The following is a 24,082-nucleotide window of genomic DNA, read 5'->3' as shown; positions in this document are numbered from 1 at the left end:
GACTTGACCAAAATAACAAGTAAAATTATCCATATTAGCTTTAAAGCTATATTAATTTAGAAGGTGAGTTGGAATTATGAATCTTCACATTTGTGAAGTAACAGCAAAAAATTGGCGTTCAGTAGTTGCTTTAAACGTCACAAAAGATCAGCAACAATTTATTGAAAGTAACGCGTTTTCTTTAGCAGAATCATTATATGAAGGAAACGGAACGTCAGTAGGTTTATATGATGGAGAAACACTTGTAGGTTATGCAATGTATGGATGGTATTCAGTAAAACATAAAAGTGTATGGCTCGATCGCTTTATGATTGACCAACAATATCAAGGAAAAGGATACGCAAAACGTTTCCTTCGCTTACTCATTCAATTCTTACAAGAAAAATTTGAATGCAAAATAATTTACTTAAGTTTACATCCAGACAACAAACTTGCAATGGGACTGTATGAATCATTTGGTTTCCGCTTAAATGGTGATATTGATGATGAAGGTCCAGTTGTAGGTGTCGTAATGGAGTTACTAATAGACGAAAATACAAGCCTGTGAAAACAGGCTTTTTATTATACATTTATCAATTTTTAATTTCTTTCCCTTATTTAATTCTGTTTTGCAATCTAATAGAATGTTCATAAAAAATAAGCCTGCAATTTACGCAGACTTATTTCACACACTCCTGAAAATGTTCTTGGAACCACTCTTTATTAATATCTCTTCCGATGAAAACTACTTCACTTACTCGCTCTTCACCCTCTTGCCACTCTCTATCGTACGAAGCGGCAAATAAAGTATGTACACCTTGGAAAACGATACGTTTATCTACTCCATCTATCGATAAAATTCCTTTGTAACGATATAAATATTCCCCTAGCTCTTGAACGACAGCTGACATCCACTCATTAAGCTTTTGTAAATCCAGCGGACGTTCTTCACGTAATACAAATGATTTCACACCTTCTAAGTGATTATGTTCTTTATGAGGGTAAATTTGCAACGTATCTTTCGTTTTAAACGTTTGGATTTGTAATAAAGATGGTATATCTACCTCACAGTTAGTCGCCTCAATTAACTTTGCAGTCGGGTTAATTCCTTGAATTTCATGCAAGAGATTTTCTTTCTCACTCTCTTCAATTAAATCTAATTTATTTACTAAAACGACATCCGCAAACGCAATTTGCTCTTTTGCCTCTAATCCTTTTTCAAAATGTTTATGTATATGATAACTATCTACCACCGTTACAACACCGTTAATTTGGTATGCAGATTGAATGACTGGATCTAAAAAGAATGTTTGAATAATCGGCCCTGGATTTGCAAGTCCAGTCGTTTCAATTACTAAACCATCAAAATCCATTTTCCCTTCTGCTTTTACGTCCAGTAACTGTTTTAAAGCAACAAGTAAATCTTCACGTACAGTACAGCATAAACAGCCATTTGTCATTTCCATAATTTCTTCTTCTACATTCATAATCAACTGATTATCAATGCCAATTTGCCCTATTTCATTTACAATCACCGCTAATTTCTTACCGTGATTTTCTGATAAAATACGATTTAATAAAGTCGTTTTCCCTGATCCAAGAAAACCAGTTAATATTGTTACTGGAATCATTCCTTACATCTCCTTATAGCTATATGTTTCTACATTATAGCATATAGAGAAAATCATTTTTTTAGCAAAACATATTTATTGTATGTACGCCCCCCAAACTATATAATAATACGTAGTAAGAAAGCCTTTTCAAAATAATAATCATTCATCAAGGGGGTACTTATAATGGAACGAGTTCAAATGAATGAAACGCTCGAATTCTCTCGTATTATTCAAGGATTTTGGCGTTTAGCAGAATGGAATATGACGAAACAAGAATTACTTTCTTTCATTGAAGATTGTATGGATATGGGAATTACTACTTTTGATCACGCTGACATTTACGGCGGATATACGTGTGAAGGGTTATTTGGCGAAGCTTTACAATTAAAGCCTTCCTTACGAGAAAACATGCAAATTATTACAAAGTGTGGAATCGCTCCCCCATCACCAAAATTTCCAGAGCGATATGTTGCTCACTACAATACTAGTGCAGAGCACATTATTCAAAGTGCAGAAGCATCACTAAAAAATTTACATACAAATTATATTGACGTATTACTTATTCATCGTCCCGACCCTTTTATGGATCCAAATGAAGTGGCAAAGGCATTTTCACAATTAAAACAAGAAGGAAAAGTTCGTCACTTCGGTGTATCTAACTTCTTACCTTCACAATTTAATATGTTAAGTTCTTACTTAGATTTCCCGCTTATTACGAACCAAATTGAAGTTTCTGCATTGCAGCTTGAGCACTTTGAAAAAGGGACAATTGATTTATGCCAAGAAAAACGAATCAATCCAATGATTTGGTCACCTCTTGCTGGTGGGGAAATCTTTACTGGTCAATCAGAACGCGCCGTACGTGTACGTGAAACTGTGCAAAAAGTTGCTACTGAGCTAGGTGTTACTAGTATCGATACGGTTATGTATGCTTGGTTACTTGCGCATCCAGCTAACATGATGCCAATCGTTGGATCTGGTAAATTAGATCGTGTAAAAACGGCCGCTCTTGCTACAAACGTTAAATTAGATCGTCAACAATGGTTTACAATTTTCGAAAGCTCTAATGGACATCCTGTACCATAATACACAAAAAGAAGAGCTGTTTCTTTACAGCTCTTCTTTTTTATATGTATTTCTCGTCATTGCAAATACACACATATCCCTTAATCCATTTCCATCTACTGCAATACTCGCACTTTCTAAAATCCCCTCTAATTTAAAGCCCAATTTCTCAGGTATCGCTCTACTCTTTTTATTTAGAGAATCACAACGAATTTCTACACGGTTTGCTTTCAATTCAGAAAAAGCATAATCCGTTATACCTTTCGCAGCCTCTACCATATAGCCTTTTCCGCTAAACCTTGTATCAATCCAATATCCGATTTCAAATTGAGGTATATCCCAATTAATACGATGTAATCCGGCAGAAGCAATAAATTCACCTGTTTCTTTCGAAAATACTAGTAATCTTAAATCCTCACGTTGCAAAAATTGAATATGCGATTTTCTAATACTCTCTTCTATTTCTTCCTCTGTTTGCTCTTTTTGTGCAAAAGCCATCCAAGGTTTTAGTTCTTGTATTGAAGCTTGAATTGCATCATATACAACTTTACCATCTCCTGGTTTCGGCATTCGAATAAAAAGCCTGTCAGTATAAAATTCAGAAGGAAAATCGAATAATAACGGATTCACTGTAAACACTCCCTATAATTCTTTTATATATAATAATATCCATCTCAATTTATATAGTAAAGAATTTTCTGAATTAAAAACATTTTACTCATTCACTTCCATCGCTACAAAAATTCCAGATTCAATCGCACCTTGAATCCATCCGTGATATAGCGTTGTATGATCTCCAGCGAAGAATATTCTCCCCTCTGGTTTGACAATCGCTGGTTGTAGCTCAGATTCTTGACCTGCTTGAAAAAGCGCAAATCCTCCAAGCGCATACGGATCCAATGTCCAGCTTTTTGATATTCCAGATATGAACTCATCATACACTTGACCACCTAATATTGTTGCTAAGTTGTGTAAGGCGTAATAAATACGATCGCCTTTTGATAAACCATCCCATAACAATGCATCGTAAGACCATGTATAGCTACCTAACATCATAGCAGGTCCTTTTTCTCCAATTCCATGACTTGGATAATAGGCATAACGAATTGGCAAATCTGTTATAATTCTGCCACCTAATTGCCCTTGTTCTTCCCAAAATCTGCTTTTAAATTGAATTCCTATTTTCGTCGCAGGCATGTAATGCAATTCACGAATTGCTTTCCATTTTTCATGAGATATAGAATCAAACGGATCTACTTCTACAAAACGCATTGTCGAAAACGGGATAGTAACAATAACTAAATCTCCTGTAATACTACTATATTCAAAAGTTTCCTCGTTCCGATAGAAAGCTGTCACACCATTATCGTGTTGATGTAACTTCATTAATTTTTGATTATATATAATATTTTCTTCTAATTGCGGTAAAAATGACTTTGGTAATCTATCATTCCCGCCCATAATTTCACAAAATCCGCTCTCCTCTTGCATAATGTATAGAAATCGTAAAGTCTCTACAAACGACCGCTCTAAAAAACCTTCTAAATCTAATAGAACACCGATCATCTCAATTGTTACTGGCGAAAAGTAAGTATTATACTGATAAGGATGATACTTTAAAAATTGTCCTGTGGAATATCTCCCAAAATCCTTCACTACAACATCCCAATTTTTCTCTGGATTTCTTTTAATAAAATTTATTATCGGCTGTACTGCTAATAACAATAGTTCTTCAGACGTTTTTCCCACTTCGTTCATTTCCACAGGATACCTTAAAATACTCGGATCCTTTTCATATTGTTTCAACGTCGTTTTCCGTCCATTTACATAAATAATATCCGTCTCATTCCTATTAATAAAAGGACTCACCTGTAGCCCAAATTTTCTTATATATGCCATCGTTAACCTATGTGTATACGGAATTCTCATTGCTCCCACATCTAAATATAATCCGGTATCTTCCATTCTAACTGTCTCTATACGGCCACCTACCCGGTTGTTTGCTTCAAAAATTTTCACATCATGTCCTGCAGCCTTTAATAAAGATGCTGAAACTAATCCAGCCATACCAGCTCCCACTACAATAATTTGTTTTGGACTTATCGTCTTCTTCAATCCTTTATCTATAACTTTTAACGCTTCATCCATTTCAGTGTTATACATTATATCTTTCTGCACAATTCCACCCCTTATTTCATCAAATGGACGTTAGTGGTTTAGTGCATTTTATTCATAGATCTCCATAAACATAACACCATTGCAATTTGAATATTCACTAAAAATACATAAGAGACAGATTTCATATTTCTTTATGCTTCGTATAATATAGCAACTGCAAAGAAGGAGTGGTTAAAAATGAAACATACTTATGACTACCATGCTACAAAAAAACATTTAGAATTAAAGAAACAAAACTTATGTAAAAAACTTAGCAATATGACACTATCTGCAAAAGAACGTGAACAGCTAAAACGTGAAATTGACAACTATGAATATATTTTAAATCTAGTCGAAATGAATCATTATGAACGCGGATTTTCTCATTAAAAGCGGAAATAAGATTATCCGCTTTTCATTTTGAGCATTTCACTACGCATTTTTCATAAGTAAATATATAATAGGATGTACATTAAGATTGAGAGGTATATTCTATGATCAAGTTAAGTGTATTAGACCAATCACCTATTTCAGATGGTAGCACAGCAGCCCAAGCTTTTTCACATACAGTTACGCTTGCACAAGAAGTTGAAAAACTCGGATTCACACGTTTTTGGGTATCCGAACATCATAATTCCGTAGGCTTAGCTGGTTCAAGTCCAGAAATACTTATTTCTCATATTGCCGCAAAAACGGACCATATTAGAGTCGGTTCAGGTGGTGTTATGTTACCGCATTATAGCCCATATAAAGTCGCTGAGAATTTCCGTGTTTTAGAAGCACTGTATCCAAATCGTATCGATCTCGGTGTTGGTAGAGCCCCTGGTGGTATGCCAATAGCAACTCGCGCACTTCAAGAAGGGAAAATGGTCTCACTTGATCAATATCCAGAACAAATTGCAGACGTTGCAATGTACATACATGATCAAGTACCAGAAAACCATCACTATGCAAACTTAAAAGCCACTCCAGTTATCCCAACATCTCCTGAAATGTGGATGCTCGGTTCTAGTGGAGAGAGCGCTAAAATTGCTGCAAACAACGGAGCTTCTTTCGCATTTGCACAATTTATTAATGGCTTTGGAGGCCCTGAAGTTATGAGGGCTTACCAAGAACAATATCAGCCCTCATTTTTAGGAGATAAACCAAAGTCAATCGTTGCTATTTTTGTTATTTGCGGAGAAACAAATGAAGAAGCAGAAAAAATTGCTTCTAGTTTAGATTTATCAATCTTATTATTAGAGCAAGGAAAACGAACTACTGGTACACCTTCTATTGAAACTGCTCAAAATTATTCATACAGCGCTTATGATTTATTCCGTATAAAAGAAAATCGTCAACGTATGATTGTTGGTGATCCGTCTTCTGTAAAAGAAAAAATAATAAACTTAAGCAAAGCATACAATACTGACGAATTTATGATTGTCACGATTACTCATCAATTCGAACATAAATTAAAGTCTTATCGCTTACTAGCAAATGCTTTTAATTTATAATTCTAAAAAGAGATGCATCACATATGATGCATCTCTTTTTCTTACTACTTATTGTTTTCATTTCCTATATATTCAATAGCTTCTTTTAATAGCTCATCAAAGTTAATAGGATAATTATGATCTAAGTCAGGCACAACTTTATACTTATGTTCTATATTCTTATCTCTTAATAGTTGCACAAATTGCTGCACGGATTCGAAACAATCTTCATCTTGATCCCCGCATACTATATATCCTTTTATATGTTTATCCTGCAGCACACTCAACAACTCATCCCATTCTTCAATCTTGGGAAGCCAGGGTGCCATAAAAACAAAACCATCTACATCTATATCTTTTTGTAAAATCGTATATAAAGCTACTCTTGCCCCTGCAGAAAAACCACCAATTATTACATTTTCTACTGTATGATTTTCTATAAACTTATTGTAATGCTCTTTTAATTCCCCTTTCCCTCTCTCTAGATCATCCCAAACAAATCCATCTGAAAACTGAATTTGTGAAGACTGTGGTAAAGCTAACGTGTAATCTTGTGTCAAAACTGATTTCCAATATGGCTCTACTATTTGAATATTTTCTTGGTCACCATGTAATGTAAGTAGTAGATTTCCCTCTTTCTTGCTGTATATATATTTCACGTCTGGTCTTTCCGTTTTATGTGCTAATCCTTCTCTTTCTTTACATAATTGAACCATTGTATGAAATTCTTCAAATTTATGTAGTGATTTTAAATCATCGTCCGAAATTAAATACTCATTTCCATACCAGAATCCCTTTTCTATAATGGCCTCTCTCATTAAATGTAATGCTTCTTTTTCAAGTCCCGATGCACTTGCGAGCGCATACTTAAAATTATATATTTGCGCCTCATTCCCTATTACACCTGTAGCATTTTCCATTATATAATTGTACGCTTCAAAACTTCCTTTATTTGCATAACAACGTAACGTTTCATTTAATAATTGAATGTAAGTCATACTATTTTTCATGTACCAATTCCCCCGAAACCTTTTATAATATTTTTTTGCGAATCTTTATACCACTTTGTATAACCTACGCTAACAATATCTTATTCTCAGAATGATGCTTAATTGTTACTCTTCCCTGTCCAATACATTTAGTATAAATGAAAATAGACTGAAAAATCAATATTTTAACAAACAAAAAAAGACAACAATATATGTATTGTTGTTTTCATTACATCTACCCGCTCTTTTGTTTTTTTCTATCTGGTTTACTTGAAACTAAATAATGTTTTTCTGAAATATATAAGTCTCTTTTTAAGCTACGATTTAAGTAAGGTCCTAGTTTCATTCCGCATATGAGGCGATCTTCGCTACCTTCAACAATTGGGAACATTTCTTTTTCTGTTACGTATTGATCTACTGCTTTTTGTACGACATCAATTTCTTTCACTAGGTTTAAATTTTCTGCTGTATGTTCAAATACCTCAAGCGTTTCCTTCGTTATGAGAAAATCATTTGTTGGAAATGCAGGTAAATACGGTTTTAACAAATCATAATTCACTGTATAATCGTCATTTACTAATACTGTATAAACAATATTAGCATTCGTTTCTAAAAACTGAGCCATCGCTTGTTCTAATTCATCTTTCGTAATTTCCCGCTCTTCTTTTCCAGTTCTGAAAAAGCGAAACATCGCATCGCCTCCTTTTTACTATATTATAGCATAAAAGAAAACTGAAAAATCATAAAAAAACCCATTGAAATAATTTTTCAATGGGTTTCTATATATTTATCGTTATTTTAAGAATGCACTTAGCATCCATACATGTTGTTCTAATGTTGTATGAATTGCTAACAACATGTCAGCTGATGTTTCATCGCCAGCTTCGCCCGCAACTTCCATACCTTCTTTTAATTCTTGAATAAGTGCAGAATAATCATTCACTAATGTTTGCACCATTTCTTCTGCAGATTCTTTGCTTGTCCCTTCGCTGACACTAGATGTTGCGAGATATTCTTTCATTGTCGCTAATGGTTTACCTTCTAAAGCTAAAATACGTTCTGCTAACTCATCAATATACGTTCCAGCTTCATTATAAAACTCTTCAAATTTCTCATGTAATGTAAAGAAGTGTGGCCCTGTCACATACCAGTGATAATTATGTAGTTTCACATATAACACATTCCAGTTTGCTACCTGCTTGTTTAATACTTCAACAACATTTGTTTTCGTACTCATACAACCCACTCCTCTTATCATTTTGTAATGTTTATCTTTTAATAACCTAATTACATTTTACCATACATTCCCTTTCCTTTCGAACAATCGGCTTATATGTAACAAAGTTTTAACACCTTTAATACTTCCCTAATATCATTTAATTCATGTATTTTTTCAAACACTTCATACGTCTAATTGTCCAAGCTCATACATATGCATAATAGTACATCAAGCTCATCATAGTAGAAAGAGGGATAACATGGACAATCAACAATGGCAAGTAGCAAAGAAAGTAGCTGCTACTTATATCGGAACTGTCGTTGGAGCTGGATTTGCTACTGGACGAGAAATTGTTGAATTTTTCACAGTGAATGGATTATATGGGACAATTGGCATATGTGTAAGTGGATTTTTTTTTATTTGGCTCGGCACAAAGATGATGTTACTTTCATCGCAAATTGGGGCATTTTCAGCGCAAGAATTTAACAAATATTTATTTGGGGATGTATTTGGGAATGTTGTAAACACATTATTATTACTCGTTTTATTCGGCGTAACGAGCGTTATGTTATCAGGGGCTGGTGCAGTATTTGAAGAGCAACTTCGCTTACCAAGACAACTCGGTATTCTCATTACAGTTATCGCTTGTCTCATTATAAGTAGCCGCGGATTACAAGGTGTTTTTGAAGTAAATACACTTGTCGTACCTATTATGATGATTTTTATTATCGGACTTGCTATTACAACCTTTTTTCACGGTACACCTTCCATTAATAACACTATTCCTGCAGAGAGTTGGAATATGAAATGGATTACTAGCCCTATTACATATGTCGCCTTAAATCTTTCTCTCGCCCAAAGTGTTCTCGTCCCATTAGCCAGTGAAGTTAAGGATCGAAAAGCCATTTTTTGGGGTGGGATTTTAGGGGGTGCTGGACTTTCTTTAATTTTATTATGCAGCCATTTAGCAATCTTATCAGTCGATCAATTTTATCAATATAACATCCCAATGGCTGAAGTCATAAGAAGATTTAATGCAACTTTTCACTTCTTCTTCGTTCTCATTATTTTCGGTGAAGTTTTCACAACTTTAGTTGGTAATGTGTTCGGAATGACAAAACAGATGCAATCTATTACTGGGTGGAAAAATAACAATATTATTTTCTTTATTTTACTAATTAGTTATTGCTTTAGTTACATCGGTTACAGTGACTTACTTCACATTCTATATCCTATCATCGGATGGGTAAGTATTGTTATACTTCCAATCATTGCATTTAAACAACTTCAAAAAACATAAAAAAGCATCCATGTTATTGGATGCTTTTTTATGTTCATTCACAATCATCACATACTTCCCAGTACGGCCCCATTTCTAATGCTAAATATGGCTTTAATTGCAACCGAATCATTCGACTAGGCATGCGCTCTAAAACAAAGTGAATACCCTCTTCATCTTCGTCTAATTCAACTTTTGAAATCGCAATTCTTTGCATAGTCGTAATGGGAATTCCATCTTTATATAAAGTGATTTTCACCTCATCGTATTCATTAAAATACAATTCGACACTCATTTGATTTTTCAGAATTTCATCAACAATTTTATATGTATCATTTTGTTCTTGGATTATATATTTCCATCCGCCTCTATCTTCTTTCGGAGCTGTTTGAAATAATGTCTCCAAATCCTCGTATAGCATAAGATAACCCCTCTCTTACTAAAAACGATGAGTATTTTATATACCCTTTATCTCTATCACTATCCATAGCTATTGTACCATATATCACCGTTCTTACCGTATTCATTTGCTTCATACATACTTATAAAACAACTAATTCTATCTCCATTATTATGTATATTACCTCATTACTCCATACTCTCTTACAAGTTCAAATAACATCAGACTTTAATCAATGCAAATATTCTCTACTGTCCGCTTTTATTAGCTTACAGCATTCACACTTTTACATATAGTAAGACTAACACAAATAAAAAAGGAGAGTGACTTATACCACTCCCCTTAAAAGAACTTCCCTATAGCTGCTAAAACTAATACGATTATTAAAATTGCGAATAATAATGAGACAATGAAACTAAAAATAGGTAACGCTTTCTTTTCATTCTTCTTAAATAGTAACTTTAAACTAAGAAAAATATTTACTGGCACAAGTATAAAATAAAAATATTTAACAATTTGCACCGAGCTATTCGAAAGTGTTTTTAATATAAACACTTCAATTAGAAAAACAATAAAAAATGAAATACTTAGCCAAAATGAAACGTAACTAAGCCAAGAATGTCTTTTTGTCCCCCAGTACACTCCCATAATACTCTCCTTTTATTTGTATTCTATAGGTTAACAATTATACACAAAGCTAACAAATACCTCTATTTTTCGACAAATATTATGCAAAATACCATTTTAAACGTCATAAGAGGACTCTACATCCCACATTTAAATTTACATAATAAAACAGACTCTCCCAATACATACTTCTATTTTAGGGACAGCCTGTTCTCTGTTAAACTTTAAATCTGTCAATTAGTCCTTGTAACTCTTCAGCCATTTGAGATAACGTGCCCGCTGCGGATCCAATTTCCTCCATCGAAGCTAGCTGTTCTTCAGCTGAAGCCGCAACATTTTGTGTGCTTGTTGCATTATTTTGTGCTGTCATTGCAATTTGTCCTACCGAAATAGATACTTCATTTGCCCCTTTTGACATTCCATTAGCCGTTTCAACCATCGTCTTAATTTGATTAGCTATTTCATTTGTAGATTGTAAAATTTCAGCAAAGTTTTGCTTCGTTTCATTTGCGATAACAAGTCCAGATTGAACTTCCTCATTTACATGATTCATAGATTTGACTGTCTTACCCATATCATCTTGTATTTCACATATTAATTTACTAATTTCACTAGAAGATACGCTAGACTGCTCTGCCAATTTACGTACTTCATCTGCAACAATCGCAAAACCTCTTCCATGCTCACCGGCTCTTGCAGCTTCAATCGCCGCATTTAGAGCTAGAAGGTTTGTTTGATCTGCAATATTTTGAATTACTTCTAAAATATCACCAATTTGTTTTGATTTATTATTTAGTAATTGTATAACTGCATCTGATTGTGACACAGATTCTGCAATAGACTGCATCTGGTTTACTGTTCTTCCTACTAGTTTCCCACCATCTTCTGCTTTTTCACGAGTATGTGCGGAAGCCGTATTAATAGATGATGAACTATTTGCTACATGCTGAATTCCTTCCGTTACATCAAATAGCAACATAGCACCATTTTCTACGCTTGTTGTTTGCGTCGTTGCCCCACTTGATATTTCATCCATTGCGATTGTAATTTGCTCAGTCGCTTCACTTGCTTGCCTTACACTTGCAGTTAGCTCTTCTGATGCCGCTGCAACATGCCCAGCTGAATCGTTAATTCTTCCGATTAACGTCCGTAACGAATTCGTCATCTCATTAAAGCCTTTAGCAAGTTGGCCGATTTCATCATTAGAATGAATTTCAATTGTTTGCGTTAAATCCCCTTCACTTATTTCTTTAGAGGTAACAACTAATCTCTTTAAAGGCTTCGTAATTGAAAGTGTTACAAAATAAATAAGTGCTCCACCTATTACTAATGAGATAAGCATAACAATTAACATATTATAAAATACAGGTTGAGCAGCTTCAATTACTTCACTTGAGTACATAGTCCCACCAATTTTCCAACCTGTTTTTACATTTGTAGCAAATACCATATTCTTTTCACTACCACCATAAGAATATGAAAAAGCACCGTGATTATCTTCATAAATTTTCTTTGCCCAAGAATCAGCCGCTTTTTCTCCTGATTTTTCTTGTGGATGAGCAATTATTTTTTGCTTTCCATCTAAAATGAAGGCATATCCTTTTTTACCAATATTAATTAACTTTGATGTTTTTAATAAATTATCTAAACTTAAATCTAGCGCAACAACCCCATTTTTATCTTCTGTTTGTTTTGCGATTGTTACGACAATATGTCCATTTCCTTTTGCCTTATACGGCTCAGTAACAACAATACCACCTTGTTTTGCCACTGCATCTTTATACCAAGGTCGTGCTGTTGGATCATAATCTGCTGCCATTTGTATATTTGGTTCTTGCACAAATTTTTTATCATTTCCGGCAACATATACTTGTTCAACATCTTTATTTAAATTTATATATTGAGATAATATTTTTCTTAATTCATCCTGATTATCTCCTTGATACATATTCCCCTGAATCACCCGTGCAAAATTATTCACATCATTAAATTTTGCATCAATCATTTGATTGATTAAATTATCCAGTATTTTTATATTGTCGTTGGCACTACTCTTAATTTGTGATTCAAAATTCTTTTTGGCTGTTTGATAAGACATGCCTCCGATAATAGACACAGCCGCAATTAAAATTACAAAGAATGAAATTAATAGCTTTTTTGCTACTTTCATATCACGAAACAAATTTAATAGTTTACCCATTATGAACCTCCTAATTTTCAAATTTAAAAGTTAAATTGAGTTAATTATTAATATTTCCCAATCCCTAATTATTATTTTCATAACCTATTATGATGAATACTTTGTAAAGTTTAAACAATTAATTTCTCTTTGTCTATATATATAAATAATATTATTATAAAATTTACAAATAGAAAAAACCAAAGGGCACCCTTTGGTTTTTACATTTTTTTATGTTGTTTAGAAAGCTTTTTCCACTTATCACGCTCTGCTCTGGCAAGGATTGCATCTTGTCTTCTCATAAAATACGCCAGTTCTCTTTGTAATTTTTTATAGCTTTTCAAACGATCTATCGTAATAAGTCCGTTATCAATTGCACTATGCACCGCGCATCCTGGTTCATTCTCATGCTTACAATCACGAAAACGGCATGTTGTCGCGAGTTTTTCAATATCAGAGAATGTTGTTTGAATCGCTTCGCTTCCTTCCCAAAGTTGCAATTCCCTCATGCCGGGAGTATCAATAACTAAACTACCACTCGGTAATCGGAACAATTCACGATGAGTTGTCGTATGTCTTCCTTTACTATCTTCCTCACGAATATCTCCCGTTTTTGCTACTTCAATTCCTATAAGTGCATTTAACAAAGTGGATTTCCCAACACCGGATGATCCGACTAAAGCAATTGTTTTCCCTGAAGAAACAAATTGCTGCAACGATTCAATACCAGTATGCTCTAAACTATCAACGACGAAGATTGGAACACCAATTGCCACAGCTTCCGTTTCAACAATTTTCTGTTCCATGTCCTCACATAAACTACTCTTTGTTAAAACAATTACAGGCATTGCACCGCTTTCATACGCTAAAAGTAAATAACGTTCCATTCTTCTTACATTAAAATCATGGTTAAGTGCATTCACTAAAAATAGATAATCTACATTCGCTGCTATTACTTGTTCTTCCGTTCGAGTACCAGCCTCTTGTCTAGAAAAAGAGCTTCTTCTCGGAAAAATACTATGAATGATAGCTTTCTTTTCATTCTCTATTTTCTTTATATACACCCAATCACCAACAGCTGGATAATCTCCCTTCGTTACTGCTTCATGCCGAAACTTCCCAGACAGTTCTGCCATATATTCACCATCGTTACAAATAATGCGATATATATGCTTATGCTCAAGTAAAATACGACCTACTTCAAATTTCTCTACAGCTTGTTCCTCAAAAAAAGAATCCCAGCCATACGATTCTAAAATATTTTGATTCAAATTGATATCCTCCCTAGTTTTAGCTAAGTGGAAGGATAGTGCGCTCACTTATATCGTTTCGCCCTTTCCATCCACCTTTGTATTTGGTTTATTATTCATATAAGTTATTTTCGCCATAACACATCACCCCGTTCTTATTTTAATTACTCTCATTATATGGAATTCTCCTATAAAAAGCTACATCATTTAACGTAATTTTCAAATAACTTGTTTTTGAGCATTCTAATTTGTCCTCAGTGACTAATTTCATCTTCTAGCACATGAAACCAAAGATAGTGCTGGTTATATACTACACCGTTAGGCCACTTTCTTTCTGACATGAGCCACTCATCACCTTGTTCACTTAAATACTTCAGAGATTCTTCTCGAACACTTTGTAGAAGTTGTACATAATACTGTATTTCATGACCACGGATTGCTCTACCCGCTTCCCCTAAATACAGTGCATCTTCCCATATTTCTAATTCTTCTTTTGTAAAGTCACGATCTTGAAATGAAATAAGCTGATGAACTTTTTCAATAGCTGCTATATGTTTTAATAAGGCACCAATTGAATTCCCGCTACTCTGCATAATTAAATCTAATTGCTCAACTGATAAATTTCTTACTTCGCCTAATGTTACAGCTCTCGTATGCTCAAGCATGCTTACTAATTCCCCTATTTTTTTTGTATAACCATCTACACTTCTTATTCGATAATCTATATTCATATCACGCACCCCTTTCTGCATTCATATTATTGTAAAAATGATTCATATAATAGACTGAAATCTATCGGAATTTTCTGTTATAATTAAATTGAATACAAAATATACCCAAACAAACTTTCTCAATATGCTTATATGAAATATTAAAAGGAATCAATATAAAATAATCGAATCTTATTCACTAAAAGGAGTGGATTCGATGGAAATGTATCAATGGCTAACCGCTGTTCTCGTTGGTGGCATTACTGGCTTCGTTTCCCATCTAATCAATAACCAAGGTAAGTTATTGCTTCCACGCCGTTTGAAAACATTTTTTCATTTTGGATTTTTAACTGATATTTTTACCGGTAGCCTAGCCGCACTTCTCGGACTCGTTTTATTCGATGTCACCGCAATAAAAGAAATTATAAAAGTATCCATTGTAACTGCTATTTCCGGTCAAACTTTCTTACTACATCAAGCTCTTGGTGGCGAACAGGCTAAAAATACGCAAATTGGGAAAGCTGATGAGAAGATTCAAGAAATTGACAAATTATTGCGACGTTAGTGTATACTTTCTTTTAAAATTATTGTTATAATGAGAAATAAATATTTTCTATTGCGTCGTTTGTCAGGAGAAAGGGTGTTTCGTATGACAAAAAAGAAAATAGAAGATTTCTTAACAAACTCCGAAAAAGAGGAACTGCTAGAAAACTATAAATGTTTACGAGAAGCCCGCACAAAAAGCGAAGCTAACTATTTTGGTGAAGCAGTGAACCATCTATTAAATAAAGCAAAACAACGAATTATTAAAGATGCAGGTATACATGATGAAAATGCAGCAACTGTTCAATCAAAAAGAAAAGCACTGTTTTAGTTACATTAGCTAAAACAGTGCTTTTTGTTACAATATTTTTCACATTACTTTCACATCTATTTCACAAATATAAGTACTTCTATATGTTAAACTAGGTATATCCTTTTCCGAGGAGCTATATGCCGATATATAAATCCCTATCACCATAGGGATTTTTTATTTTCCCATAATTTTATTACAATTCTTTTTCAATAATATAGCTGAACAACGAATTATTAAAGATGCAGGTATACATAATGAAAATGCAGCAACTATGCAATCAAAAAGAAAAGTACCTTTTAGACTTAACCCAAAAAGTGCTTTTTGATTTACTAAAACTTTATGATGCAATTCCTTTTTCATTATCTTTATTAATGTTTTCACTTTTTCTAAACAGAAATAAAGCTAAAACATATAATAACGCAGTAAAGCTACCTACTAATATAAAATTATGAGATGTTGCAAATAACATTCCTGCTATTGCCGCACCAATCATTTGGCCAATGTACATCGAGGCATTTGCAAGAGCAGCACCTGTTCCTCTTGCTATAGTAGACATGTTTTGTAAGTGTCCCATCATTAATACAAACAAAATTCCTGTCACAAAAAATAAAACAAAGAAAAATAATTCAACAAATATAATACTCTTTAAATAAGGGAGTATTACATATAACACTGCTGTAAATACAATTCCACCATAGAAAGAAAAATTGTAACCAATTTTATTTACGAGTCTAGGGCCCAAAATATTACCAGCTAAATTTCCTAATCCTAGTACAAGCATAGCCGTACCTACTTCATGAACCTGTAACCCAAATTGAACGAAAAGCCATACACCAAAGAATGAAAATGCAGCAAAATTTCCGGTTTGAAAAATAAAGTAGGCAAAATAGGAAAGTGAAACCTTTGAATCTGTAAGTAATTGTTTATAACGCTTTAAGATAGATTTTTTATTTCCACTTATATAAACCGGTTGTATTTCTGGTAATACAACATAAATAAGAATGACAAGTAGTGCTGATAATATACCAATGAAGTAGAATGGCATCGTATAATGTATCGTTGCTAAATAAGCTCCCATTGGCAGCCCTAAAATTTGAGAGATTGATAACCCTGCTGTTGCAACCCCAATTGCTTTCACAATTTGCTTTTTCTCTATAAGGAGCGGAATGGATGCCCACACTTGTGGAGATACAAAAGCTGCACTTACACCTGCTAAAAATCTAAATGTTAGCATCCATAAAAAACTCGGTGCAATTCCACACAAAAACGTACTTATTGCAAAAAAACTCATACCTAGTACCATCACTTTTTTTCTGTTTAATCCATCTGATATAGGACCAGCAATAAGCGCAAATCCAGCATACCCTAAAGCATACGAACTCACCATCCATCCTGACAACTCGGTTGAAACATGATACACCTGTTGTAATGTCGGCAACAGTGGTGAAATTAAGAAAGTATCTGTACCGATCATAAACATTATCGTGAAAAATACAGCTAGTACTCTATTCATTTAGACCTTCTCCTTATATAAACAGAGGGTACTATCCCTCTGTTTCACTAATCTTCTAAAATAGATTGGATTTCTTTCATGACTCTTTTATTCAATGAAACGTCTACCGCTTTCACACTTTCTCTTATTTGCTCTGCCCGCTTTCCACCAGGTATAACTGTATCAATTCCTTCTTTATTTAATAACCATGCTAACGCTAAATGAGACACTTCAATATGATTTTCTTTAGCTAGCCCTTTTAACTTTTCCACTTTCTTAAAATTACTCTTATATGTATTTTCTTCAAATAGATTTACATTTTGGCGCCAATCGACTTTGTTCAATTTAAAATCTTCTGTATATTTTCCGCCTAATATTCCAAAAGCAAGAGGCCCATATGGAATAAATGAAATACCCGCTTCTATACAATACGGCAACAGTTCTTCCTCAGCCGTACGTTCTAACATATTGTACGGAGATTGTACAACATCTATATGACCATGTTGGTTCGCTTCTTTTAATTGTTCTATGTTTACGTTCGATATTCCAATTGAACGAATTTTCCCTTCTTCTTTTAAACGAGTAAGCTCTCCGATTGAATCTATGTAACTTGTTTCAGAATTTGTAAAATGCAAATAATATAAATCAATATAATCAGTCTGTAACCTTCTTAAGCTATTCTCCACAGCATTTCTTAAATAACTTGGTTCATTGTTAATATAAGTTTCTCCATTTAATAACGGTTGAATTCCACCTTTTGTAGCAAGTATAAGCTTATGGCGTTTTCCCTTTAATACTTCTCCTACCATTTCCTCAGATCTACCGACACCATATGAATCTGCTGTATCAAAAAATGTAATCCCTTGCTGAATAGCTTCTTCTACTAATTGCTTTCCTTCTTCTTCATTCACATCAGCATATAAATTATGTCCCCCTACTGCATTTGTACCTAAACCCAACTTTGAAATATTTAATCCTGCCTTTTGCAATTTTGTATACTTCATTTCTTCTCCCCCTATATTTCTATTGTTCTAATATATTCGAACAATAGAAATATACCACTTTATATGTTATAGTGCAAATATCTCAACTTATACAAGCAGGTGAAATATGCGTACACTCTATCATCCAAATCGAGAAGAAATTCAATTTTCTTCTGTCTTATATGCACTTAGCGATCAAATTCGTTTACAAATTGTAAATATGTTACTAGAGAAAAACGAACAATCTTGTGGAGCTTTAAACATTCCTATTGCGAAATCAACTTTATCTCACCATTTCAAAGTTTTACGTGAGTCAGGTGTTATGTACACGCGCCTTGAAGGAACACAACGTTTCATTTCAATTCGTGAAGAAGATTTAAATGCTAGATTCCCAGGTTTGTTACAAGTTGTATTACATGCGACAGAGCCATATTAAAAAACATCTCATATGAATATGAGATGTTTTTTAATATGGCTATTCTTTTAATAAATCTATTAATCCATTTCCTTCAGATGTACGTTCGTACCCTAAAGGTACAGTTCTTTTAATGAGTTGTGCATATATTTCCGGCTCCGATAACTTTCGACCATATTCTTTCTCACACTGTTTAATGAGCAAGGCGAGCGCTCCAGCAACATGCGGCGTCGCCATGGAAGTTCCACTTAACACAGCATATTTCCCATCTGGATACGTAGATAATATTTCATCACCTGGCGCTACTAGATCAATTTCTTGATTTGAATTACTAAAACATGTAATCTTCCGCTCTAAATTAACAGCACCAACTTCAATTACCTCAGAATAAGCACCTGGGAAATCTAATTCCTCTGTTTCATCATCGCAATCTCCATTATTTCCAGCAGCACATACAACGAGAACATCCTGATTTACCGCATTTTGAATTGCTTCATGTAATTCTGGAACATCTTGCGGACCACCAAGTGACATTGAAATAATTCTCACTTTCTCTTGATTCGGCCCTCTCCAATTTACAGCATAATGAATTGCCTCAATAATTTGCTCATAACTTCCAGAACCATCTCCCGCTAAAACTTTTAATACTAACATTTTAGCAAGTGGTGCAACTCCCAATACACCGACACCATTTTCAGTCGCAGCAATCGTGCCCGCTACATGAGTACCATGTCCGTTATTATCAAGATACACATTTGGATCAGCTTCATAATCTTTTGTGAAATTTCTTCCGCCGATAATACGATCCTTTAAATCTATATGATTGGTATCACACCCTGTATCTAATACGGCAACGACTACATCTTGCCCCTTCACACTCTTTTCCCATACTTGTGGAGCGTGAATCAGTTGTACACCTGGTGGAATTTCATTTACTTGCTCTACCACCTTATTTACGGTAAACGGAATCAATTGTATACCTTTTTGCTTATTCACTGTACTACTCATCGTAATCCCTCCTGAAAATGTATTATTTTCATTTCAGACCACTTTTGAATACTTGTAAATGTAACATTCGTTTTATTCTTTTTGTTTTCCTTCTTTTCAAATATTTCTCAACATCATTAACTAACTCTATACTACTTTTTTATTTCCCCTATGATTTGTAGGAAGTAACAGCCCGTGTCGTTCAACTAATAACCAAAATAAGAGGACCAATTAATGGTCCTCTTACAGTCTTTTAAAAAAATGATATGTAATTTGAAAAATAATATAAATTAAGACTAAACCTCACTCTTGTTTAAAAACTTTTCTATTTCTTTTACTAAATATTCCGCTCCCTCTATCCCAACAGTAATATTTCCATTTGCTAATGATATGTTCTGTTCTGAAACATCACCTGTGATTTGGCAAGCATTGTAAGGTTGATATTTTTGCAAAATGATTTTATCTGCTTCTACAAAAATTTCAAGCGGTGATTTGATTTGTATTCCCAATACATCGCGTAATTCTTTAGGGATAACAATTCGTCCTAATTCGTCTACTTTTCGAATAACTCCTGTTGCTTTCATAGTTCTCCCCCCTTACTCTCTATTAATTTTTCCACCTCGCTTTTTCCATTTTATCACTTTTTGACAATACTTGCCTCTTTTTAGAAAATTTTGTACTCGAGTTAAAAAAACACATTTAATGCATACGTAATCTCTCTTTCAATTGTTTTACATAACGGGATCTTATAAGTAAGAAGTATACAACTTGAATACCTATGAAAATACTTAATACAACTGTATTTTCTTTAAACAATGAGTACTCAAACATTTGCCCTAACGCCGTTAAGGCTACTGCCCCATGTAATGTTGCAACACCAATTGGAACGAAGAATAAAAGCGCCAATCGAATTGTAACTACCTTCGATAATTCCCCACTCGTCAATCCAACTTTTCGAATCATTTCGAACAAGCGAACATCATCCTCCAAATCGGAGAATAAACGGAAGTAAAGGAAACTTCCTGCGCAAACGAAAAATACTATACCAATAAAGAAACCTACAAATAAAATCGGTCCTGCAATTTGTAAACTTTGGTTTTGTTCGTACTCTTCCGCACTAAACGTTGAATGTTCTTGATGCGGTTTAATTTGATGCGTAAGCTCTTTACCAATTTCAATCTCATCTTTCATTCTTTCAGTTTTATACATATAATCTTTTGTCTCTATAAATCCATCTTGTAATGAATCATATTGATTATTAGAGATTACATAAACATTTCCTCTTAATATTTTCCCCAATGAAGATGAAGTAACTTTTTTCACCTTTAAATGTTCATTCATATTGGGTAAAGTAATTTCTTTTCTTTCTTTCATCGCCGGCCCTGGTATATTAGCTGACAAAAATACAACCTCTTTATTTGCTACAGTATTAAATGGTTCTCCTGTTAACTTTGCATATTCCTTATAGTCTGATTCTTTTATAAAAGTGGCGCTTCTTAACGACTGTTCCTCCGTTTTCTTTGTCGAAATATTAGTTTTTGAAGCTGCTATATTATGTTTCTTTAATCCTTTGTCAATCATTTGTATATGTTGTGATTCGTTACTATTCCCTTGCTTAGAATGGTAATGAAACGCAATTGGTCTCTCCATTATCCCTTTCGTCATGGATGCGAAGCCAACTAATGTCCCTATTGCTGAAAATGCTACAGTAGAAATAATGGTTACAATAAAGAACATTCTTGCGTTATCTCTCATGCGATACGCTAAATCTGATAACGTAATAATATTAGTCTGTGTCCAATAGAAACGTTTACTTTTTTTACATAATCGAATAATAAAGACACTCAGCTGCTTGTACAACAAATACGTCCCAATAGTAACTACCGTTGTAACAGGAATCATCATAATAAATACCATTGCGCCATGCGATAGAAGAGCTCCTATATAGCCAGCACTAAGCAACACTACTGCTAATATTGAAGAAATGATTGATGCTTTCGGTTCCGGTTTTGCCTCTGCTGATCCTCTAAACAACTTCATAATTTTATTTTTACGAATCATTCCTGCACTAAACAATGATATGATCATAAATAATATGAAAAACATAATACTCGTTACAACAATTGCTTTCATCGGTATGTAATAGGATAAGGAGATATCTAGTTTTAATATCATCGGGGCGACAAATAGTAATACCCCTGAAAATAACATACCTGAAAGAATACCAAAAATAATTGCCCCTATTCCAATCATAATATTTTCAAAAAAGATAAGACGCTTTAATTGATATTTCGTCATACCTAGCATCATTAAAATTCCTAGCTCACGCTTTCTCGTTTTTAAAAACATTCCCATCGAATATAAAATAAAGAAGAATGTAAATAAGTAAATAATAGACTGTGCAAAAGACATACTTACGAATACGTACTGCCCCAATTCTCCTGCACTTAATGCCGGATGAAACGCAAAAAATGAATACACAAAAAAGGCCATAATTGCAAATGCACTACTTAAAAAATAGGCTGAGTATGTCCGTCTATTTCGCGTTACATTCCGATATGCGAGTTCTCTAATGTTCATATTACTTCTCCGCCCTTCTTTCTACTAACTATGTTTTTATATTAGTAAAGTACGGAAATACCTTCCATCGATTCAAATGACAAAAACCTTACATTTTTGAAAGGTTTAAAAAAATTGATTATGCGTAGTACTTTATTTATAATGACTACATTCATATTCATACACACATCCTATTGTATATTCGTTAGTTTTGCGAAATAATAAAGGATAGAAGTATGTACCAATATAATACATAATTTTTTTTACCGCTTTAATATGAATAGGAGGAAAATATAATGACATTACAAGAACAGATTATGAAAGCATTACATGTTCAGCCTGTAATTGATCCAAAAGTTGAAATTCGTAAACGAGTTGATTTCTTAAAAGATTATGTAAAAAAAACAGGTGCAAAAGGATTTGTACTTGGGATTAGCGGCGGCCAAGACTCTACATTAGCAGGACGCTTAGCACAACTTGCAGTTGAAGAAATTCGTAACGAAGGTGGTAACGCAACGTTTATCGCTGTACGTCTTCCTTATAAAGTACAAAAGGATGAAGATGACGCACAATTAGCGTTACAATTTATTCAAGCTGATCAATCAACTGCATTTGATATCGCTTCAACCGTTGATGCTTTTTCAAATCAATACGAGAACTTATTAGGTGAATCATTAACTGATTTCAATAAAGGTAACGTGAAAGCTCGTATCCGTATGGTTACACAATATGCAATTGGTGGACAAAAAGGGCTACTTGTTATCGGAACAGATCACGCTGCAGAAGCTGTAACAGGGTTCTTTACAAAATTCGGAGATGGTGGTGCAGATTTATTACCATTAACGGGATTAACGAAGCGCCAGGGACGTGCATTATTACAAGAGTTAGGTGCAGACGAGCGACTGTACTTAAAAATGCCAACAGCTGATTTATTAGATGAAAAACCGGGTCAAGCTGATGAAACAGAGTTAGGTATTACTTATGATCAATTAGATGATTATTTAGAAGGTAAAGCAGTTCCAGCTGACGTTGCAGAGAAAATTGAAAAACGTTACACAGTAAGTGAGCATAAAAGACAAGTACCAGCGTCAATGTTTGATGATTGGTGGAAATAGAACATAAAAAAAGAAGCTAATCTTTTAGCTTCTTTTTTTATGTTAGCGATATACCCCTACTCTTTTCTCCAATAAATCTTGCAAGCAATCTTCATGTTGTTTACAAAATAACGGTGGCATGTCGTCTAACGGGAAAAACTTCAAATCTAACGTTTCATCACCATCTACTTTTTTGTCGCCTCCAACTATTGAGCATGAAAAACACATCACAATTGACTGTGCCTTATCTCCATTTGGATATGATTGAAAATATTTTGTATACACTCCAATAAGCTCATTTATTTCTACATCATACCCGGTTTCTTCTTTTATTTCTCGAATCGCAGTTTCCGCAGCCGATTCTCCTATCTCCATTGCGCCACCTGGAAATCCCCAAGCGTTAAAGTCTCCTCTTTTTTGCAATAATACTTCTCCCTCTTTATTAAATACACAACCACCGGCAAAATTTAAGAAAACATAATCATGCCCTACTTTTTCACGTAATTCTTTTATATAGTTGGCCATTCTCTTTCCCCTTTTCATACTTCTATCACTATTTCTTATCTTTTTCAAGCAACTCAATAATTCGATCTAGCTTCTGGTTCATATTAATTACATAGTGTTTCTTTGCAGCGCTGCTTTGTAATACTCTTCTAATAAACAAAGTAAATGATATGAAAAACAAAACGATAAGTCTGATTACTAAACAAGTATATATCAATGTAAATATATTACTTTCGAACAAGTTCATTCA

Annotated in this window: 27 protein-coding genes and 1 pseudogene; 9 read left to right on the top strand and 19 right to left on the bottom strand. The window is 34.0% G+C overall.

Annotated elements, in window-relative coordinates:
* The first annotated feature begins 76 nt into the window (after nt 1-76).
* Nucleotides 77-547: a GNAT family N-acetyltransferase gene (locus CN409_RS05310; RefSeq protein WP_001048684.1), complete on the top strand. Its 471-nt coding sequence runs from the start codon at nt 77-79 to the stop codon at nt 545-547.
* Between the two features lie 112 nt (nt 548-659).
* On the opposite strand, the gene CN409_RS05305 is transcribed toward CN409_RS05310, so the two are convergent.
* Nucleotides 660-1,610 (bottom strand): CobW family GTP-binding protein, encoded by a 951-nt coding sequence (locus CN409_RS05305; RefSeq protein WP_000613427.1) that lies wholly within the window; start codon nt 1,608-1,610, stop codon nt 660-662.
* Between the two features lie 165 nt (nt 1,611-1,775).
* On the opposite strand from CN409_RS05305, the gene CN409_RS05300 reads away from it, so the two are divergent.
* Nucleotides 1,776-2,678, top strand: coding sequence for an aldo/keto reductase (locus CN409_RS05300; RefSeq protein ID WP_000442823.1), 903 nt, complete (start codon nt 1,776-1,778; stop codon nt 2,676-2,678).
* A 24-nt stretch (nt 2,679-2,702) separates the two neighbouring features.
* Here the strand turns inward: CN409_RS05300 and CN409_RS05295 are convergent, their stop codons facing one another.
* Together CN409_RS05295 and CN409_RS05290 are read right to left on the bottom strand one after the other, a co-directional pair.
* On the bottom strand, nt 2,703-3,287 hold the full coding sequence (locus CN409_RS05295; protein WP_001068739.1) for a GNAT family N-acetyltransferase: 585 nt from the start codon (nt 3,285-3,287) through the stop codon (nt 2,703-2,705).
* An 84-nt stretch (nt 3,288-3,371) separates the two neighbouring features.
* Nucleotides 3,372-4,835: a flavin monoamine oxidase family protein gene (locus CN409_RS05290; RefSeq protein ID WP_001168122.1), complete on the bottom strand. Its 1,464-nt coding sequence runs from the start codon at nt 4,833-4,835 to the stop codon at nt 3,372-3,374.
* A gap of 177 nt (nt 4,836-5,012) precedes the next feature.
* Here CN409_RS05290 and CN409_RS05285 point away from each other — a divergent pair, with 177 nt between their 5' ends.
* Both CN409_RS05285 and CN409_RS05280 read left to right on the top strand, forming a co-directional pair.
* Nucleotides 5,013-5,204, top strand: a complete 192-nt coding sequence (locus CN409_RS05285; RefSeq protein WP_000683363.1) for a DUF3896 domain-containing protein — start codon at nt 5,013-5,015, stop codon at nt 5,202-5,204.
* 104 nt (nt 5,205-5,308) lie between these two features.
* The gene (locus CN409_RS05280) at nt 5,309-6,310 is read left to right on the top strand and encodes an LLM class flavin-dependent oxidoreductase (RefSeq protein WP_000594036.1); all 1,002 of its coding nucleotides are present in this window, start codon (nt 5,309-5,311) and stop codon (nt 6,308-6,310) included.
* Between the two features lie 44 nt (nt 6,311-6,354).
* On the opposite strand, the gene CN409_RS05275 is transcribed toward CN409_RS05280, so the two are convergent.
* The 3 genes from CN409_RS05275 to CN409_RS05265 form a co-directional block, all read right to left on the bottom strand.
* Nucleotides 6,355-7,299, bottom strand: a complete 945-nt coding sequence (locus tag CN409_RS05275; protein WP_000798311.1) for an alpha/beta hydrolase — start codon at nt 7,297-7,299, stop codon at nt 6,355-6,357.
* Between the two features lie 214 nt (nt 7,300-7,513).
* Nucleotides 7,514-7,969 (bottom strand): DUF3939 domain-containing protein, encoded by a 456-nt coding sequence (locus tag CN409_RS05270; protein ID WP_000488205.1) that lies wholly within the window; start codon nt 7,967-7,969, stop codon nt 7,514-7,516.
* Nucleotides 7,970-8,071: 102 nt separating this feature from the next.
* Nucleotides 8,072-8,515, bottom strand: a complete 444-nt coding sequence (locus CN409_RS05265) for a Dps family protein (protein ID WP_000105199.1) — start codon at nt 8,513-8,515, stop codon at nt 8,072-8,074.
* Between the two features lie 241 nt (nt 8,516-8,756).
* Here CN409_RS05265 and CN409_RS05260 point away from each other — a divergent pair, with 241 nt between their 5' ends.
* Nucleotides 8,757-9,797 carry a YkvI family membrane protein gene (locus CN409_RS05260; RefSeq protein ID WP_000370209.1) on the top strand — a complete coding sequence of 347 codons (1,041 nt, stop codon included), beginning with the start codon at nt 8,757-8,759 and terminating at the stop codon, nt 9,795-9,797.
* A gap of 34 nt (nt 9,798-9,831) precedes the next feature.
* On the opposite strand, the gene CN409_RS05255 is transcribed toward CN409_RS05260, so the two are convergent.
* From CN409_RS05255 to CN409_RS05230, 6 genes and pseudogenes are all read right to left on the bottom strand, one after another.
* Nucleotides 9,832-10,197, bottom strand: coding sequence for a DUF3979 family protein (locus CN409_RS05255; protein ID WP_097980841.1), 366 nt, complete (start codon nt 10,195-10,197; stop codon nt 9,832-9,834).
* A gap of 321 nt (nt 10,198-10,518) precedes the next feature.
* Entirely contained in the window at nt 10,519-10,824 is a 306-nt protein-coding gene (locus CN409_RS05250) for a hypothetical protein (protein ID WP_000539571.1), read from the bottom strand.
* Nucleotides 10,825-11,020: 196 nt separating this feature from the next.
* Nucleotides 11,021-11,839, bottom strand: a complete 819-nt coding sequence (locus CN409_RS32750; protein WP_406741423.1) for a methyl-accepting chemotaxis protein — start codon at nt 11,837-11,839, stop codon at nt 11,021-11,023.
* A 123-nt stretch (nt 11,840-11,962) separates the two neighbouring features.
* Nucleotides 11,963-12,901, bottom strand: a pseudogene (locus CN409_RS32745) (HAMP domain-containing protein); the annotation flags it as partial.
* 302 nt (nt 12,902-13,203) lie between these two features.
* A complete protein-coding gene (gene rsgA, locus CN409_RS05235) occupies nt 13,204-14,253 on the bottom strand; it encodes a ribosome small subunit-dependent GTPase A (protein ID WP_001073085.1) in 1,050 nt (349 codons plus the stop codon).
* A gap of 233 nt (nt 14,254-14,486) precedes the next feature.
* The gene (locus tag CN409_RS05230; RefSeq protein ID WP_001018103.1) at nt 14,487-14,963 is read right to left on the bottom strand and encodes a mycothiol transferase; all 477 of its coding nucleotides are present in this window, start codon (nt 14,961-14,963) and stop codon (nt 14,487-14,489) included.
* Nucleotides 14,964-15,159: 196 nt separating this feature from the next.
* On the opposite strand from CN409_RS05230, the gene CN409_RS05225 reads away from it, so the two are divergent.
* Both CN409_RS05225 and CN409_RS05220 read left to right on the top strand, forming a co-directional pair.
* A complete protein-coding gene (locus CN409_RS05225; protein WP_000426317.1) occupies nt 15,160-15,507 on the top strand; it encodes a DUF4257 domain-containing protein in 348 nt (115 codons plus the stop codon).
* An 84-nt stretch (nt 15,508-15,591) separates the two neighbouring features.
* Entirely contained in the window at nt 15,592-15,816 is a 225-nt protein-coding gene (locus CN409_RS05220) for a hypothetical protein (protein ID WP_000162602.1), read from the top strand.
* Between the two features lie 319 nt (nt 15,817-16,135).
* Here CN409_RS05220 and CN409_RS05210 read toward each other — a convergent pair whose 3' ends face one another.
* Nucleotides 16,136-17,311: an MFS transporter gene (locus tag CN409_RS05210; RefSeq protein WP_001082500.1), complete on the bottom strand. Its 1,176-nt coding sequence runs from the start codon at nt 17,309-17,311 to the stop codon at nt 16,136-16,138.
* Between the two features lie 47 nt (nt 17,312-17,358).
* On the bottom strand, nt 17,359-18,294 hold the full coding sequence (locus CN409_RS05205) for an aldo/keto reductase (protein WP_000877951.1): 936 nt from the start codon (nt 18,292-18,294) through the stop codon (nt 17,359-17,361).
* 106 nt (nt 18,295-18,400) lie between these two features.
* Between CN409_RS05205 and CN409_RS05200 the strand changes: the two genes are divergently transcribed.
* Nucleotides 18,401-18,709 carry an ArsR/SmtB family transcription factor gene (locus tag CN409_RS05200; RefSeq protein WP_001259903.1) on the top strand — a complete coding sequence of 103 codons (309 nt, stop codon included), beginning with the start codon at nt 18,401-18,403 and terminating at the stop codon, nt 18,707-18,709.
* A 39-nt stretch (nt 18,710-18,748) separates the two neighbouring features.
* On the opposite strand, the gene CN409_RS05195 is transcribed toward CN409_RS05200, so the two are convergent.
* The 3 genes from CN409_RS05195 to CN409_RS05185 all read right to left on the bottom strand — a co-directional run bounded on the left by CN409_RS05195 (nt 18,749) and on the right by CN409_RS05185 (nt 22,255).
* Nucleotides 18,749-19,696, bottom strand: coding sequence for a serine protease (locus CN409_RS05195; RefSeq protein ID WP_000099758.1), 948 nt, complete (start codon nt 19,694-19,696; stop codon nt 18,749-18,751).
* A gap of 275 nt (nt 19,697-19,971) precedes the next feature.
* Nucleotides 19,972-20,259, bottom strand: coding sequence for an AbrB/MazE/SpoVT family DNA-binding domain-containing protein (locus CN409_RS05190; RefSeq protein ID WP_000648324.1), 288 nt, complete (start codon nt 20,257-20,259; stop codon nt 19,972-19,974).
* Nucleotides 20,260-20,374: 115 nt separating this feature from the next.
* A complete protein-coding gene (locus CN409_RS05185) occupies nt 20,375-22,255 on the bottom strand; it encodes an ABC transporter permease (protein WP_001025994.1) in 1,881 nt (626 codons plus the stop codon).
* A 275-nt stretch (nt 22,256-22,530) separates the two neighbouring features.
* Here CN409_RS05185 and nadE point away from each other — a divergent pair, with 275 nt between their 5' ends.
* On the top strand, nt 22,531-23,349 hold the full coding sequence (gene nadE, locus CN409_RS05180) for an ammonia-dependent NAD(+) synthetase (RefSeq protein WP_000174897.1): 819 nt from the start codon (nt 22,531-22,533) through the stop codon (nt 23,347-23,349).
* A gap of 42 nt (nt 23,350-23,391) precedes the next feature.
* Here nadE and CN409_RS05175 read toward each other — a convergent pair whose 3' ends face one another.
* Together CN409_RS05175 and CN409_RS05170 are read right to left on the bottom strand one after the other, a co-directional pair.
* Nucleotides 23,392-23,853 carry an NUDIX hydrolase gene (locus tag CN409_RS05175; protein WP_000024996.1) on the bottom strand — a complete coding sequence of 154 codons (462 nt, stop codon included), beginning with the start codon at nt 23,851-23,853 and terminating at the stop codon, nt 23,392-23,394.
* A 28-nt stretch (nt 23,854-23,881) separates the two neighbouring features.
* On the bottom strand, nt 23,882-24,079 hold the full coding sequence (locus CN409_RS05170) for a DUF4083 domain-containing protein (RefSeq protein ID WP_014894789.1): 198 nt from the start codon (nt 24,077-24,079) through the stop codon (nt 23,882-23,884).
* Between the last annotated feature and the right edge of the window lie 3 nt (nt 24,080-24,082).

Source organism: Bacillus sp. AFS012607, assembly GCF_002558005.1.
Lineage (GTDB): Bacteria > Bacillota > Bacilli > Bacillales > Bacillaceae_G > Bacillus_A > Bacillus_A thuringiensis_S.
Note: the sequence above shows the minus strand (reverse complement) of the source record. Positions and strands in the feature narration are given on the sequence as shown.